This is a genomic window from Streptomyces sp. NPDC043176 (genome assembly GCF_056436715.1).
The window spans coordinates 90,623-105,518 of the sequence record NZ_JBWKCA010000007.1; the positions used below are offsets into that span (position 1 = coordinate 90,623).

A 14,896-nucleotide genomic window follows, 5' to 3' on the forward strand; every position below is an offset into this window, starting at 1 on the left:
GTGAAGGGCTACCGCAACCAAGCTACTCGGCGGTAATCTGCGGACCCGGTCAGCCGCGCGTGGGGGAGTGGTATGGGCACGGTCACGTCGTTCGATCCCGTCGTCGAGCACGAGAGGACCCGAGCGGCCCTGGCCGGCGTGGTCCCGCGACTCGTCCGGCTGTTACGCGACGTGCCGGACCTGAACGCGGCCTCCGGTGTCCCGGTGTGGACGGTGGGCGACGTCGGCGCGCACCTCGCCGCGGTGTACCTCGCCTACTGCTCCCTCGCCCACGGCGACGGGTCGGTGGACTGGGACGGCGTCCTCCCGAAGCACGACGGGTCGCTCGACGAACGCATCACCGCGATGAACGCCACCGCGATCGGCCTCTTCGGCGACGCGGAACGCGCCCGCCTGGGCGACTTCGTCGCCGAGCGGGGCGAGGCCTTCCTCCGGGGCACCGAAGGCCTCGCCCCGGACACGCCCGTCTCCGTCCCCTGGTTCGGCGAGGACCTGACACTCGCGACCCTCACCGGCCTGATGCTCAGCGAGAGCCTCGTCCACGGCCTCGACATCGCCCGCGGCGCCGGGCTCCCCTGGCACATCGGCTCCGACGAGGCCCGCCTCGTCCTCGGCCAGACCATGCCGACCATGATGGCCCTGGCCCTGGACACCGCGAAGGCACGGGACGTCACCCTCGCCCTCGACCTCGCCGTCAAGGGCGGCCCCCGGCTCGCCGTCGTCATCGACGCCGGCACGCTGACCGTCACCCGAGACGCCCCGCCACGCTCCTACGACTGCCGCCTCACCGCGGCACCGGTCACCTTCCTCCTGGTCTCCTTCCGCCGCACGCCGATCTGGAAGGCGGTCGCCCGCGGTCGGATGCGGGCCGGTGGACGCAAGCCCTGGCTGGCCATGCGACTCGGCGAACTCATCGCGAACCCCTGACCCTCGCGCTCATGGCCGAGGGCTGCTCCGACACGGCCGTCGCCCGGCGACCGGCCGTCTCCGCCGGCGCGGTGGAGAAGCACATCGGCGACATCTTCGCCAAGCCCGGTCTCCCGCCCGACGACGCCCACCACCGCAGGGTCCTCGCCGTCCTCGCCCACCTCAGGACCTGACGGCCGTCGGGGCCGGCGGTCCCCACCGCCCCCGCAAGGACCTCCTCCTGCCCGGCGCACTCACCGAGCCGGACCAGGCGCACTCACCGAGCCGGACCCGGCGCCCGACCCTACGGTGGCAGCATGAGCGACCCGGAGAAGAACAAGACCACGGCCAAGGCGTTCTACGAGCTGATGTTCAACCAGTGCCGGCCCGCCGAGGCCATCGAGCGGTACGCGGGCGACACCTACGTCCAGCACAACCCGCACGTCGCCGACGGCAAGCAGGCGTTCGTCGACTACTTCGAGCGGATGGCCGCCGAGTACCCCGGCAAGCGGGTCGCGTTCAAGCGGGTCTTCGCCGAGGACGACCACGTCGTCCTGCACTGTCACCAGATCTGGCCCGACGAGGAGTACGCGGGCATCGACATCTTCCGCTTCGACGCCGACGGGAGGATCGTCGAGCACTGGGACGTCCTCCAGGTCGTACCGCCCACCTCCGCGAACGACAACACCATGTTCTAGGTGGCTTCCGGGGTGTGGCTGTCCACACCCCCCGGCCTCCGGCCCGTTCCGGTATCACGTGGCCAAGGCCGTGATCGCCGCTCTCCTGCCGGCCACGCTCGCCGTACTGGCGGTGCTGCTCCGGAAGGCGTACCCGGCGGCCTCCCGGACAGCGGGGAGTCCCGTGGCGGGACGAAGGGGCGGCGCTCTCACGGCGGCCGGCGGTGTGCTCGTCACGGCGCTCGCGGTGTTCTCGGCGACGACGGTGCTGGCCAACCAACGTCCAGGGCGCGGTGGCCCCGTCCGCCTCCCTGTTCCCGACGCTGCCGACCGGTGCGACCGCCGACGGTCCGCTCGCCGACACGCTCGCCGAGGCCAGGCGGGGACTCGTCGGCCCCGTACCCGCGGGCGGACGCACCCCTCCCGCCCTGGACGTGATGGTCGACGACTTCGCCCGCTACCACGTGGCGATGGCCGTGGCCGCCGGGACGGTGGCGGTCGTCCTCCTCGTATCCCCAGGTCGTCGCCCACTACGCGCCGTCCACCGGCTGCTTCCCTCTTCCCCGGTGGGCCGGTCTCGCGGTGCTCGGCGCCTACGCGGCGGCGCTCCTGACGCCCGCTCTGAAACGCGCCCGGCCCACGGAGACGAGCGTCCCGCCCTACGGAGACGAGCGTCCCGGCCCACGGAGACGAGCGTCCCGCCCTACGGAGACGAGTGTCCCGTTCCTGGTGACGAGCCGTCCGTCCCGCGGTGACGAACCCTCAACCGTACGGCGACGAACGGAGGGGATCGACCAATCGCCCACCATCTGATCGAAATTCGATCAATCGACAAGATTGCATTGACTCGATCATCGACCGCACCTAGCTTCTGGCGGCACCGGACCGTCAGAAAGGTGTCGTGCTTCATGACCACCAGAGCCATCCGAGTGCGCCGGGCGTCGGTTCGCGGCCTCATAGCCGCGACCCTCGCCTTCGGCGGCACCGTAGCCCTCGCCGGGGTGCCCGCCTCGGCCGAGGGTGCCACCACATACGTCGACTGCTCGCGTTCGGCGGGCGGCGACGGCAGTCAGACCTCGCCGTTCAACAGCATCGCCCAGGCCAACGCGCGGGCGTACGGCCCCGGTGACACGCTCGCCTTCGCCTCCGGCACCACCTGCACCGGCTCCCTCGCCCCGCAGGGCAGCGGCACGGCCGCCGCCCCCATCACCCTCACCGGCTACGGCACCGGAGCCCTGCCCGTGATCGACGGCGCCGGAGCGGCGAGCGCCGTCACCCTGACCAATCAGGACCACTGGCGGATCAGCGACCTCAAACTGACCAACCCCGCCCCCTCGCTCGCCCGCCGCACCGGCCTGCGGATCTCGGCCACCGACGGCACGGCGCATCGGGGTTACGACATCGGCCGTCTCGTCATCGACCGCGTCGCCGGCCAGACCAGCAAGAACAGCCCGACGACCGAGGACTTCGTCCAGTCCGCCGGCATCGTCACGGGCGCGAGCGGCACGAACTCCACCCTCAACGACGTCCACGTCCACGACAACCGGATCAGCAACACGGGCGGCGGCGGACTCAAGGTCCGCGTCGGCTCCATGGCGGTCAAGGGCACCGGCGTGCTCATCGAGAACAACACCGTCGAGGACGTCGGCGGCGACGGCATCATCGCCAGCTACGCCGACGCGCCCCTGATCCAGTACAACAACGCCTCCGGCGTCGGCAACGGCGTGTACCCGTTCTCCGGCGGCAACTTCGCCGGCATATGGGTGCTCGGCGACCACAACCCGACCATCCAGAAGAACGCCGTGTACGGCATCACGCGGATGTCCGTCGCCGACAGCCAGGCGTTCGACTGCGACTGGGGCAACACCGGCACGTGCACCGTCCAGTACAACTACAGCCGCGACAACATCGGCGGCTTCTTCCTCGACTGCGACGGCTGCGGCACCATCGGCGCCGCCCGGCAGGTCATCCGCTACAACATCTCCGAGAACGACTGCCGCATGAGCAGCGTCAGCGCCGGCCGCTCCGCCCTGCACATGTACAACAACGTCCTCTACTGCACGGACAAGAAGTTCAGCATCACGCTCCCCGACGAGAGCGTCGTCGAGAACAACATCTGGGTGGGCACCAGCGACTCCCGGCTCCCCACCGGCTCCGGGATCTCCTGGCTGTGGAACGTCTTCCAGGGCGTGCCGCGGCCCACCGCCAACGGCATCGTCGGCGACCCGCGGTTCGTGAACCCCGGAACCGGCGGCGACACGATCCACTCCGTCGACGGCTACAAGCTGCGCTCGACGTCCCCCGCGCTGAACAACGGCTCCGTGGTCAGCGGCAGCGGAGGGCGCGACTACTGGGGGAACGCGGTGTCCGCCACCACCAAGCCGCACCGCGGCGCGTACAACGGCCCGGGTCTGTAGCCCTCCCGGCGAACGTGCTTGTTTCACGGAGGAGTTAGCGGGAGGAGGTGTGCGACATGGAGGCGGTGCGGAGAGCTTTTTAAGAAAGCTTGTTGAATAACCCGTACCGCCGGTCCGCACTTGATTTGCTCCTGCCAACCAGCACAGGGTTCTCTCGAACGTTTGACGCCCCACACGTCAACCCGAGGAGAGAACCACCTCCATGGCAACTCACAAGCGATCCAACGGACTTCGCCACGCGGCCATAGCCACAGGTGTGGCGGGCGCAGCAGCCGCGGCGCTGTTCGCGACAAACCTCGCCGGGGCCGCCGCCCCGGCCGAGGGGACCGTGCACGGCCTCGGCGCCCCGGGCGCCGTGGCCGGCAGCTTCGTCGTCATCCTCGACGCATCAGCGAACAAGGAGGACCTGGCGAAGAAGTACGGCGGCACCCTCGAACGGTCCTACGGCTCGGAGGTGAACGGCTTCTCCGCGTCCGGCCTGACCGTCCAGGAGGCCAAGCGGCTCGCCGCCGACCCCGCCGTCGGAACCGTCGTACAGAACAAGCGGTTCACCATCAAGGAGACCCAGGAGAAGCCCCCGTCCTGGGGCCTGGACCGGATCGACCAGGCGGAGACCGCCGCCGACGAGAAGTACAGCTACCCCGACGGCGGGGGAGAGGGCGTCACCGCGTACGTCATCGACACCGGCGTCCGCATCTCGCACCAGGACTTCGGCGGCCGGGCCGCCCACGGCTTCGACGCCGTGGACAACGACGAGACGGCCGACGACGGCAACGGCCACGGCACCCACGTCGCCGGCACCATCGCCGGCACCTCCCACGGTGTCGCCAAGAAGGCGAAGATCGTCGCCGTGCGGGTCCTCGACGACAACGGCTCCGGCACCACCGAGCAGGTCGTGGCGGGCATCGACTGGGTGACGAAGAACCACTCCGGACCCTCCGTCGCGAACATGAGCCTCGGCGGAGGCGCCGACGAAGCGCTCGACGCCGCGGTCCAGCGTGCCATCGCCTCCGGCGTGACCTTCGCGGTCGCCGCCGGCAACGAGTCCTCCGACGCCGGCCAGGGCTCGCCGTCCCGGGTCCCCGAAGCCCTCACCGTCGCGTCCAGCACCAAGGACGACGAGCAGTCCGACTTCTCGAACTTCGGCGCCGTGGTGGACCTCTACGCCCCGGGCTCGGACATCACGTCGGCCTGGAACGACAGCGACACCGGCGTCAAGACGATCTCCGGCACCTCCATGGCCACCCCCCACGTGGCGGGCGCCGCAGCCCTCTACCTGGCCTCCCACCCGTCGGCCACCCCGGCCGACACCACTGCCGCGCTCACCGGGGCGGCCACCCCGGACGCCATCAAGAACGCCACCTCCGGCACCGCCAACAAGCTCCTGAAGGTCGCCCCCTAACGCCCCCCACCTCGCTGACCGCACACGGACGGCCCCCCACACCGTGGGGGGCCGTCCCCTTTATTCCACCCCCGGCCCCTTCCCGGGAACCAGCCGTGGCGAGAATCTGTCCCTGTGGACGAAGACGGCCACGCGCCGAGGGGGATACGGGCATGAACGCATGGGTGATTCCGGGATACACGGAGTCCCGGGAGCTGGGAGCGGGCGCCGGCGGTCGCGTCGTGCTGGCCACGCACGACGCCACCGGGGTACCGGTGGCGGTGAAGTACCTGAGCGAGCGCCTTCGCTCGGACGAGGCCTTCGTACGCGGCTTCCGCTCCGAGGCCCGCCTCCTCGGCACCCTGGACACCCCGTACGTCGTGGGGTTCTACGAGTACGTCGAGGCACCCCGGGGCGCGGCCATCGTCATGGAACTGGTGGACGGCGTCGCCCTGCGCGCCCTCCTCGCCCGCGAGGGGTCGACCGGCCCCGAGGCCGCCCTCGTGGTGCTGAAGGGCTCGCTCCTCGGCCTCGCCGCCGCGCACCGGGCCGGCGTCGTACACCGCGACTACAAGCCCGAGAACGTCCTCGTCGCCGCCGACGGCTCGTCCAAACTGGTCGACTTCGGCATCGCGACCGGACGCGACAGCAGGCCCGGCGTCGCCGGCACCCCCGCCTACATGGCGCCCGAGCAGTGGAACGGCGCTCCCGCCTCTCCCGCGGCCGACGTCTACGCCGCGACCGCGGTCTTCTTCGAGTGCCTGACCGGACGCAAGCCCTTCGCCGGGGACAACTTCGCCGAACTCGCCCTCCAGCACCTGGAGGCCCCCGTACCCGACGGACAGGCACCGGAGCCGCTCCGACCGCTCATCCGCCGCGGCCTCGCCAAGGCCCCGCACGAACGGCCGGAGAACGCGGCCGCCTTCGTCAGCGAGCTGGAGTCGGTCGCCACGACCGCGTACGGGCCGGACTGGGAGGAGCGGGGGAGGGGCCGACTCGCCGCCCTCGCCGCGCTCCTGCCCCTCCTCTTCCCCTCCTCCGGCGGCACGGCACAGGGCACGACCGCACTCGCCACGACGACGTTCGCCCCACCGCCGACGCCCCGCCCCCGTCGGCTCGTCCCGCGCGGCCTGCCGGCCGGAGCCGCCGCCCTCGTCGTGGCGCTCCTGCTCGCCCTCGCCGCGCGGGCCGGCGGCGAACCCTCGGACGGGGACCAGGCCGCCCAGGCCTTCGCGACGACGAACACCGCGCCGACCACCTCCCCGCCGGACCCGAGCACCTCCCCGCCCCCGACACCCACGCCCACCGCGACTCCCGAACCCTCCGCCTCGTCCGAGACCCCCACCCCCACCGCGACGACCCCGGAGCCCTCCCCGACCGACGACACCACGCCCACGCCCACCACCACACCTCCGTCGACGCCGCCGCCCACACCCACCACGGCCCCTCCCACCACGCCTCCCACGACGCCGCCGACCACACCACCGACCACGCGTCCGCCCGTCTCCGTCACGGCGGTCTCGGTCACCGGTCTGCGCCAGACCGGCCCGGCGACCGCAGAGACCACCGTCGAGATCACGACGGACGGCACGGGCCCGGTCACGCTCCTCGTCGAGTGGTTCACCGGCGACCAACAGGGCTCGCCGGGCACCCCGGACGGCTCCGACACCCTCCGGCGCCAGGGAGCCACCCACTACACCCTCACGCTCACCCACGGCGTCCGCGGCGCCGGCTGCTACTGGGGAGCGCGTGCGACCACCAACCCGGCCGCCGCGAACGGCGGTTCCTTCCAGCAGGTCTTCATCCGACGGTGTGTGATCACGTGAACGACGACGACTACAGCGCCACCGAACTCGGCAGCCACTGGTTCGAAGGCCCGGTGCCGGACCCCACCCCCGACCGGGTGGAGGGCGAGGTCCTGCGCTTCGGGCCGGGCGTGACCGCGGTCGCGGCCCGCCGCGCCGAGAACACCCCGACCGCCGCCCAGATCTGGCACGGCACCCTGCCCGGCGCCCCGCCCCCACCGCCGCCCCGGCCCCGCTCGCGGTGGCCCCGGCGGTACGCGCTCGCCGCCCTGGTCCTCGTCGCCGTCCTCGCGTTCCTCGCCTGGCGCGAGTACGGCCCCCGGGTCGCCGTGCGGTCCGTCGCGGTCACGGCTCCCGGCGGGTCGCTGGACTGCGACGGCACGGCGAACGTCGTCGGCGTCGTCCGCACGGACGGCCGCCCCGGCACCCTCACGTACCACTGGGAACGCAGCGACGGGACCCGGTCCGCGCCCCTGCGCGAGACCCTGGCCCGCGGCCAGGAGGAGGCCCGCCTGCACCTCCTCTGGACCTTCCACGGGCCGGGCTCCCACGAAGCCGTCGCCCGCCTCGTCGTCACGTCCCCCACCGTCCACGCCGCCGAGGGCGCCTTCGCCTACCGCTGCGGCTGAGCCCGACCGGGGCGGGCGGGAGCGGGGAGTCAGTACACGTGCCCCACGTGGGCCAGCGCCTGCTTCAGCAGCGCCCCCTGACCGCCCGGCATCTCGCTCTGCACGGCCGGCGACGCCGCCTCCTGCGGGCTGAACCACACCAGGTCCAGCGCGTCCTGCCGCGGGCGGCAGTCGCCGGCCACCGGCACGACGTACGCCAGCGACACGGCATGCTGGCGCGGATCGTGGTACTGCGTCACGCCCGCCGTCGGGAAGTACTCGGCAACGGTGAACGGCTGCAACGAAGCCGGCACCCGGGGCAGCGCGACCGGCCCCAGATCCTTCTCCAGGTGCCGCAGCAGCGCGTCACGCACGCGTTCGTGGTGCATCACCCGCCCCGACACGAGGGCTCTGCTGATCGCTCCGTCCGCCCCGATCCTCAGCAACAACCCGATGCTCGTGACTTCCCCGCTGTCGTCCACCCGCACAGGCACGGCTTCGACGTACAGGATCGGCATCCGGGCCCTGGCGGATTGCAGTTCATCCGTGGTCAGCCAGCCGGGCGTGGTCTCCATCATGTCGGACATCGCCTGATCATACTTTCCGCCCCGCGTCCCGGCCCAGGCCGCGTGTCTGCCAGCCGAGTGGGAATGCACCCGCGGTGCGGCGTCCGGCCCCCCGCCTCCGGCGAACCGGTCCCGTCCCCCAAACGACTTGCGGACCACGCGCTCCCCACGGTGACATGTGGTCATGAGCGCAAGGGCGCAGACCGTCTGCCACCCGGAGGCGGGTACCGGCGGCATGCTCATGTTCCTGCCCGGCCGTACGGACGTCTGCTTCACCCCGACCGTCGACCGTCGGCGCATTCCGTCCGCCCCGGACTTCACCGACCTCGCCTGGTACCTGCACGCCCTCGTCCCCCTTCTCGCCACCGTGGGCCTCGGCGAGTACACGGCCCAGGAGATCCGCTACTGAGCGCGGCCGCTCGCCGAGGGCCGCGAACGGCCGTCGGTCGGTGGGGTGTGGCCCACGGGAGCGGCGGCGCGTCCGGCCGGTGAGGTCTACGAGGTCGACCGCGGGTCCGTCCGGTGGAGGTAGGCGTCCAGTTCCGCGGCGCCGGCCAGCATGGACCGTCCGCGGGCGGTGAGGCGGCTGTGCCAGTCGGACAGGGTGGCCTTCAACGGTGCGAGGCCGCCGGCCGTGCGGACTTGGGAGATGAGGGGCGCGATCCTGTCCAGGGGGTGACCGCCGCGCCTGAGCTGGTGGACGAGGCGGGCGTCGCGGACGGCGGCGTGGTCGTAGACGCGGTAGCCGGTGCGGGGGTCGCGGCGGGGCCGCACCAGGCCGGCGTCCTCCCACGCGCGGAGTGTCGCGGGCCGGATTCCGAGCTGCGCGGCGAGTGGACCGATGAACGTGTGACCGGACTCGGGCCGGGGCCCGGGAGGGGGCCCGGACGAGGGGGCGGAGGCCACGGTCGCCCTGGGGGGCGGAGGCGGCCCGGTGTCGCGTCCCGACGTCCCCACCGGCTCTGACCGCCCGGAGATCGGAGATCGCTCGGGCTCCGCAGGGGGCTCCAGGTCGCGCAGGGCGCTCTCCACTGCCCGGAGCGTGCGCCGGTCGTCGAGGAGCCGGGCGTGGCTGTCGTCGATGAGACGCAGGGCCTCGTCGGTCGCGCCCTGGTTCACGGCCTGCATGATCAAGGTCGCCGTCTGGTGGCCGTGGCCGGGGAGGAGGGCGAGGAAGGCACGCAGGGCCTGCGCGTGCAGCGAGGTGTAGGTGCGGTAGCCGTGGGGTGTGCGAGGTGCGGCGGGGAGGACGCCGGACTCCTCGTAGTTGCGGATGGCCTGGGTGGACAGACCGTGCTCACGCGCCAGATCGACGGGCCTGAGCCGCTGACCACTTTGAAGGTTTCGACCCATGAGGCCCACGATATCGCGGCAAAGTCTCAACCGAGCCTTCAACGATACCGTTGAAGGCATGGCGACTGACATCAAGGACATCACCGATGCGGTAGAGGCTGCCGCTGTCATGAAGCTGCTCCCGGCCCGGCCCGCGCTGCTCGCCCTGGGCGAGCCCACGCACGGCGAGGAGCGGCTGCTGGAGACGCGTAACGAGTTGTTCCGGCAGCTGGTCGAGCAGGAGGGCTACCGGACGATCGCGATCGAGAGCGACTGCCTGCGGGGCCTGGTCGTGGACGCGTACGTGACGGCGGGCACGGGAACGCTCGACGAGGTCATGGAGCACGGGTTCAGCCACGGTTGGGGCCGCTCGGCGGCCAACCGCGAGCTCGTGCGGTGGATGCGCGCCCACAACGAGGACCGGCCCGAGTCCGAGCGGCTCGGCTTCGCCGGCATCGACGGCCCGCTGGAGATCGCCGCCGCCGAGAGTCCCCGGCAGGCGCTCACCGCACTCCACGACTACCTCGCCGCGCACGTCGAACCGGACCTGCTCGTCTGCACCGCGGACACGCTCGACGGTCTGCTCGGCGCCGACGACCGGTGGACCGAACCCGCCGCGATGAGGGACCCCGCCCGGTCCTTCGGGCGGTCCGCGGAAGCCGGTCGGCTCCGTCTCCTCGCGGACGACCTGGTGGCGCTGCTCGACGCGTACGAGCCGCGACTGGTCGCCGCGACCTCCCGCGCCGGCTTCGATCGGGCGAGCCTCTACGGGCGCACCGCCCTCGGCCTGCTGCGCTACCACCACTGGATGGCCGACGCCTCACCGGCTCGTCTGGCCCGCCTGGTGGGCCTGCGGGACCGGATGATGGCCGAAAACCTCCTCGCCGTCGTCGCCAGGGGCCCGGCCCTCGTCCACGCCCACAACGCGCACCTCCAGCGTCACGAGAGTTCGATGCGCATGGGCGGGAGGCCGCTGCGGTGGTGGAGCGCCGGCGCGCTGGTCAGTGCCCGGCTGGGCGCGGAGTACGCCTTCGTGGCCACCGCCCTCGGCACGATCCGACACCAGGGGGTGGACGATCCGCGGCCGGACACCGTCGAGGGACTCCTGTACGCGCTTCCGGGGGAACGCTGCCTCGTCGACGCCCGTCGCCTCGCCGCCGCCCTCCGCGACGCGTCGCCCGCACCCCGGGTCTCACCGTGGTTCGGCTACGCCCCGCTCGACCCCGCCCACCTGGCGGACAGTGACGGCATCGTCTTCCTGAAGGACGTGCCGCAGACCTGACGGCGCTCTGGCGCCCCCGCCTCACCCGCACGGGCGTCGCGCGGCCGGAACTCCCGCTCGTCAGGCGCCGGTCACGCCGTAGGACACGACGCCGGCCGCCACCGGAACACCCGGCGCGGCGACGACACCGAGCGCGCCCGGCCGGGAGGGCCCCGGACGCCGAAGCGTCCAGGGCCCGTCAGGGGTGTGCGAGGTGTCAGTTCATCAGGAGGAGCTGCGTCTGGGCGACGAGCTTGCGGTTCACGCTGGTGCTCTGCACGAAGATGGTGAAGTCGTCGTTGTGGTCGGGCTTGACGCGCACCTCGACGTCGGGAAGACCGAGCAGGGCACGGGCCTCGGGCCCCGAGTACACCCGGTTCGTCCTCTTCTCCAGCACGGCGATCTTCTTCCGCGCCTGGACCTTCTCCGACTTGCTCAGCTGGTAGAAGGCGCACCCCGTGCGGTACGTGTGCCCGCTCTCGGTGACCCACTCCCGGATCGCCGCGTCACGGGCGACCGGGATCAGCTGGTACCCCGACGGATCGACCGGCGTGAGACCGGCCGCCTCGATGGTGTCCTTGTTGACCGCGTCCGCGCCCGTGGAGAACACCGCCCGCGATCCCCGGATTCCCTTCGTGCGGCCCACCATGAACTTCTCGGTGGCCTCCTGGATGACCTGCCCGGCCTCTTCGAGGCCCTGGGTGCTCGTCGCATCCCAAATGGCGACGTTCTCCTTCGGGAAACCAAACTGGACGGCCTCGCGCTTACCCATCTGGTCCGGAACGAGAACGGCCAGCGTCCAGTTGTCCTGCTGGTTCTCGATCATCTCGGCGACGGCCTTGACCAACGCGCTCGCATTCCGCGCGGGAGAATCCGGGCAACGGTGACTCGCGTTCTCCTGGCCGTCGGTCAGAACGAACGTCAGGAAGCTGTGGTCGCCGTACAACTGCGCCGTCCGAGCCAGCTCGCGCTGCGACTTCAGCGCCGCCGCCAGCAGCGACGTCATCCCCCCGACCCGGTACAGCTGCTTCAGGGACGGCATCCGCAGCACGTCCTTGTCGTAGATGACGCATTCCACCGTGTCCGCGAAGACGTACACCGTGACACGCGTTTCCTGATCCAGTTCCCGCGACCGGCGCGCCAGGTACGCGATCTGCTCATCGGCGACGTCGACGACCTTTCGGCTGAGGTGCGACATCGACGAACTCGCGTCCAGCACAAGAGCGACGTGATTGATGTAGTTCTGGTTTCCGGACATGGCAGATCCCCCTGTTTCCGTTCCCGACTCGATACTCCTACCGTCTCATCCGCCACTGACAGTCGACCTCGGCTCCCGGCCCGCGGCCCCCGGGAGCGTCCCGCACTCCGCGCGGCACGCCCCGGTGGCGGCCGACCCTCGGATCACGGTCCGCCGACGGGGCGCCGGCCGGCCTCGTCCGCGCGGAAGGTGCGCCGGTAGGCGGCGGGGGTGGTGCGCAGGGCCTCGTGGAAGCGGCGGCGGAGGTTGACGGCCGAGGAGAGGCCGACGCGCCGGGCGATGGTCTCCACGGGGAGGTCGGTCTCCTCCAGGAGGGCGCGGGTCGCGGCGAGGCGCCGGTCGAGGAGCCAGCGTCCCGGGCTGATGCCCAGTTGTTCGGTGAAGCGCCGGGTGAGCGTGCGGGGGGAGACCTGGAAGCGGAGCGCCATGTCGGCGACGCCGACCGGCTGGTCGAGCCGCCCGGACAGCCACTCCAGAAGGGGCGCCAGTGAGTCGGTGACCGGCCCGGACGTGGGCAGTTCGGCGTACTGCAGCTGGCAGCCCTCCCGATGCGGAGGCGTCACCATCTGACGGGCGATGCGCATCGCGTACGCGGCGCCGTGGTCGGTCCGCACCAGGTGGAGGCAGAGGTCCACACCCGCCGCCGACCCCGCACTGGTGGCGACGTCGCCGTGGTCCACGTACAGCACTCCCGGATCGACGCGGACCCGCGGGTACAGGGCGGCCAACTCGGCGGCCTGCGCCCAGTGGGTGGCGGCCCGCCGGCCGTCGAGGAGCCCTGCGGCGGCCAGGACGAACGCACCCGACGAGATGCCGACGATCCGCGCACCGCGCTCGTGCGCCCGCCGCACCGCCGCGATCACCGCCGGCGGCACGGCGGCGCCGGCCGGCTGCTGCCGCCCGGGGACGACCACCGTGTCCGCGCGGTCCAGCGCGTCCAGGCCGGCCGTGACCAGCATGTCGTAACCGGCCTGGGTGCGCACCGGACCGGGAAGCTCGGCGCAGACCTCGAACGCGTAGCGCGCCGGGATCGCCGGGCCGTGGTCACCGAACACCTCCGCCGCGCAGGCCAGCGGAAAGGCCGACTGCGGGGACTGCAGCAGGGCCACCACCCGGTGCGGGGCCCGGGACTTCGGCAACGGACGAGGCGTCATGGCGCGAAAGTACCCGATCGTGTCGTTCAGGACACTGGGGACCGCCGATTGGTGCAGACCAGGATGGCGAGCTGTGACCACCACGCGCGATCGGACCCCACAGCCCCCGCCCCACGGCGACCCGCCCTCCGCCCCCCGCCCCACCGGCGCCCCACCCGACGGTCCTCCCACCGCCCCGCCCACCGGCTCACCGGCCGAACGCCCCGCTCGCCCCTCCGACGCTCCGCCCGCCGCTCCGACAGGCGGCGGCCCGCTCGCCACGCCCCCGTTGTGGGACCGGCGCTTCACCCTCTACTTCACCGCCCGTACGGTCTCCCTCATAGGTGACGCGATGATGCCGGTGGCCGCCGCCCTCTCCGTCGGCGCCCTCTACGGGATCTCCGGCGTCGGCCTGGTCCTCGGCGTCTGGACCGGGACGTTCGTCCTCCTGGTCCTGTTCGGCGGGGTGTTCGCCGACCGGTTCGGCGCGCGCCGGATGATGGTGGGCGCGGATCTCGTACGGGTGCTCACCCAGGGCGTGCTGGCGGCGGCGTTCTTCACCGGGTCGCCGCCGTTCTGGCTGCTCGTGACCGCGGCGGCCGTGGCCGGTGCGGCCGTCGCGATGTTCCTGCCGGGCGTCAACGGGATGGTCCCGTTGGTCGCCCGCGACCCGCAGCGGGCCAACGCCACCCTCAAGGTGGCCGACGCCCTCGCCCACCTCCTCGGCCCGGCCTCGGCCGGACTGCTGATCACGCTGACCAGCGCCGGAACCGTGTACGCCGTCGACGCCGGCACCTTCCTGCTCAGCGCCCTGTGCCTGGCGCTCATCCGCCTCGTCCCCGCCGGGCCGTCGTCCGGCGACACGCCCGGGTCCGGTATCGCGGTGCCCGGCGCGCGGTCACTCCGCCGCGACCTGCGCCAGGGCTGGCAGGAGTTCCGCTCCCGCACCTGGATGTGGGCGGTGATCCTCATCTGGGTGGCCTACGGCGTGCTGATCTTCGGTCCTCTCGTCCCGCTGAGCTCGGCGCTGATCGGCGACCGAATCGGGCCGGACGCCTACGGCCTGGCCGTCTCCTTCCTCGGTGTCGGCACGGTGCTCGGCGGGCTCCTCGCCCTGCGGTCACGCCCGGCCAGGCCCCTGGCCGCCGGCGCCGCGGCGATGGCGCTGTACACCGCGCTGCCGCTGTCCGTGGCCCTGGACGCGGGGCTGCCGGGACTCCTCGCGGGCCACGCGCTCGGCGGCGGAGCACTGGCGTTCTGGTCGGTCATGTGGACCACCAGCGTGCAGACCCACACCCCGCCCGCGGTGCTCAACCGGGTCACCGCCTACGAGTTGGCCGGCTCGGTCTCCGGAATCGCCCTCGGCCAGATACTCGCGGGACCGGCCACCGCGCTGTTCCCCCCGGACGAGCTCCTCCTGGTCTCGGCGGGCACCTGCCTGGCGGGCAGCGTGGCGCTGCTCGCGACCCCGGCGATCCGCGGGCTGCGCCGTGCGGGTCCCCCGCACGACGCCGTCCTCCCGGACGGCGGCTGAGCCCCGGTCCCGCGGCCG

The 14,896-nt window shown here is 72.4% G+C and carries 14 protein-coding genes; 10 read left to right on the forward strand and 4 right to left on the reverse strand.

The window, feature by feature from the left end; all coding sequences use genetic code 11:
- Positions 1 to 72 precede the first annotated feature (72 nt).
- From AC067A_RS13825 to AC067A_RS13855, 7 genes are all read left to right on the forward strand, one after another.
- Positions 73 to 927: a maleylpyruvate isomerase N-terminal domain-containing protein gene (locus tag AC067A_RS13825; protein ID WP_478618993.1), complete on the forward strand. Its 855-nt coding sequence runs from the start codon at positions 73 to 75 to the stop codon at positions 925 to 927.
- A gap of 11 nt (positions 928 to 938) precedes the next feature.
- A complete protein-coding gene (locus AC067A_RS13830; protein ID WP_478618996.1) occupies positions 939 to 1,100 on the forward strand; it encodes a helix-turn-helix domain-containing protein in 162 nt (53 codons plus the stop codon).
- A gap of 123 nt (positions 1,101 to 1,223) precedes the next feature.
- On the forward strand, positions 1,224 to 1,604 hold the full coding sequence (locus tag AC067A_RS13835) for a nuclear transport factor 2 family protein (RefSeq protein WP_478618999.1): 381 nt from the start codon (positions 1,224 to 1,226) through the stop codon (positions 1,602 to 1,604).
- Positions 1,605 to 2,491: 887 nt separating this feature from the next.
- Positions 2,492 to 4,000, forward strand: coding sequence for a right-handed parallel beta-helix repeat-containing protein (locus AC067A_RS13840; RefSeq protein WP_478619002.1), 1,509 nt, complete (start codon positions 2,492 to 2,494; stop codon positions 3,998 to 4,000).
- Positions 4,001 to 4,202: 202 nt separating this feature from the next.
- Positions 4,203 to 5,402, forward strand: coding sequence for a S8 family peptidase (locus tag AC067A_RS13845; protein ID WP_478619005.1), 1,200 nt, complete (start codon positions 4,203 to 4,205; stop codon positions 5,400 to 5,402).
- Between the two features lie 152 nt (positions 5,403 to 5,554).
- Positions 5,555 to 7,207, forward strand: coding sequence for a serine/threonine-protein kinase (locus AC067A_RS13850; RefSeq protein ID WP_478619008.1), 1,653 nt, complete (start codon positions 5,555 to 5,557; stop codon positions 7,205 to 7,207).
- Positions 7,204 to 7,815 (forward strand): hypothetical protein, encoded by a 612-nt coding sequence (locus AC067A_RS13855; RefSeq protein ID WP_478619011.1) that lies wholly within the window; start codon positions 7,204 to 7,206, stop codon positions 7,813 to 7,815. Before AC067A_RS13850 ends, AC067A_RS13855 begins: the two co-directional genes overlap by 4 nt.
- A gap of 29 nt (positions 7,816 to 7,844) precedes the next feature.
- Here the strand turns inward: AC067A_RS13855 and AC067A_RS13860 are convergent, their stop codons facing one another.
- Positions 7,845 to 8,372, reverse strand: a complete 528-nt coding sequence (locus AC067A_RS13860; protein WP_478619610.1) for an NUDIX hydrolase family protein — start codon at positions 8,370 to 8,372, stop codon at positions 7,845 to 7,847.
- 172 nt (positions 8,373 to 8,544) lie between these two features.
- On the opposite strand from AC067A_RS13860, the gene AC067A_RS13865 reads away from it, so the two are divergent.
- Entirely contained in the window at positions 8,545 to 8,769 is a 225-nt protein-coding gene (locus AC067A_RS13865; protein ID WP_478619013.1) for a hypothetical protein, read from the forward strand.
- An 86-nt stretch (positions 8,770 to 8,855) separates the two neighbouring features.
- On the opposite strand, the gene AC067A_RS13870 is transcribed toward AC067A_RS13865, so the two are convergent.
- Complete coding sequence (locus AC067A_RS13870; protein ID WP_478619016.1) at positions 8,856 to 9,713, reverse strand: TioE family transcriptional regulator; 858 nt, start codon at positions 9,711 to 9,713, stop codon at positions 8,856 to 8,858.
- 58 nt (positions 9,714 to 9,771) lie between these two features.
- On the opposite strand from AC067A_RS13870, the gene AC067A_RS13875 reads away from it, so the two are divergent.
- Positions 9,772 to 10,974, forward strand: a complete 1,203-nt coding sequence (locus AC067A_RS13875) for an erythromycin esterase family protein (protein WP_478619019.1) — start codon at positions 9,772 to 9,774, stop codon at positions 10,972 to 10,974.
- Positions 10,975 to 11,170: 196 nt separating this feature from the next.
- Here the strand turns inward: AC067A_RS13875 and AC067A_RS13880 are convergent, their stop codons facing one another.
- Together AC067A_RS13880 and AC067A_RS13885 are read right to left on the reverse strand one after the other, a co-directional pair.
- Positions 11,171 to 12,211, reverse strand: a complete 1,041-nt coding sequence (locus tag AC067A_RS13880; RefSeq protein ID WP_478619022.1) for a vWA domain-containing protein — start codon at positions 12,209 to 12,211, stop codon at positions 11,171 to 11,173.
- Between the two features lie 143 nt (positions 12,212 to 12,354).
- Positions 12,355 to 13,365, reverse strand: a complete 1,011-nt coding sequence (locus tag AC067A_RS13885; RefSeq protein WP_478619025.1) for a GlxA family transcriptional regulator — start codon at positions 13,363 to 13,365, stop codon at positions 12,355 to 12,357.
- Between the two features lie 73 nt (positions 13,366 to 13,438).
- On the opposite strand from AC067A_RS13885, the gene AC067A_RS13890 reads away from it, so the two are divergent.
- Positions 13,439 to 14,878, forward strand: coding sequence for an MFS transporter (locus AC067A_RS13890; protein ID WP_478619027.1), 1,440 nt, complete (start codon positions 13,439 to 13,441; stop codon positions 14,876 to 14,878).
- Positions 14,879 to 14,896: the final 18 nt, after the last annotated feature.

What these genes read in the sequence shown, in the direction of transcription:
- AC067A_RS13825 (WP_478618993.1), top strand. Translation starts at nt 73, where the DNA reads ATGGGCACGGTCACGTCGTTCGATCCCGTCGTCGAGCACGAGAGGACC.
- AC067A_RS13830 (WP_478618996.1), top strand. Translation starts at nt 939, where the DNA reads ATGGCCGAGGGCTGCTCCGACACGGCCGTCGCCCGGCGACCGGCCGTC.
- AC067A_RS13835 (WP_478618999.1), top strand. Translation starts at nt 1,224, where the DNA reads ATGAGCGACCCGGAGAAGAACAAGACCACGGCCAAGGCGTTCTACGAG.
- AC067A_RS13840 (WP_478619002.1), top strand. Translation starts at nt 2,492, where the DNA reads ATGACCACCAGAGCCATCCGAGTGCGCCGGGCGTCGGTTCGCGGCCTC.
- AC067A_RS13845 (WP_478619005.1), top strand. Translation starts at nt 4,203, where the DNA reads ATGGCAACTCACAAGCGATCCAACGGACTTCGCCACGCGGCCATAGCC.
- AC067A_RS13850 (WP_478619008.1), top strand. Translation starts at nt 5,555, where the DNA reads ATGAACGCATGGGTGATTCCGGGATACACGGAGTCCCGGGAGCTGGGA.
- AC067A_RS13860 (WP_478619610.1), bottom strand. Translation starts at nt 8,372, where the DNA reads ATGATGGAGACCACGCCCGGCTGGCTGACCACGGATGAACTGCAATCC.
- AC067A_RS13865 (WP_478619013.1), top strand. Translation starts at nt 8,545, where the DNA reads ATGAGCGCAAGGGCGCAGACCGTCTGCCACCCGGAGGCGGGTACCGGC.
- AC067A_RS13870 (WP_478619016.1), bottom strand. Translation starts at nt 9,713, where the DNA reads ATGGGTCGAAACCTTCAAAGTGGTCAGCGGCTCAGGCCCGTCGATCTG.
- AC067A_RS13875 (WP_478619019.1), top strand. Translation starts at nt 9,772, where the DNA reads ATGGCGACTGACATCAAGGACATCACCGATGCGGTAGAGGCTGCCGCT.
- AC067A_RS13880 (WP_478619022.1), bottom strand. Translation starts at nt 12,211, where the DNA reads ATGTCCGGAAACCAGAACTACATCAATCACGTCGCTCTTGTGCTGGAC.
- AC067A_RS13885 (WP_478619025.1), bottom strand. Translation starts at nt 13,365, where the DNA reads ATGACGCCTCGTCCGTTGCCGAAGTCCCGGGCCCCGCACCGGGTGGTG.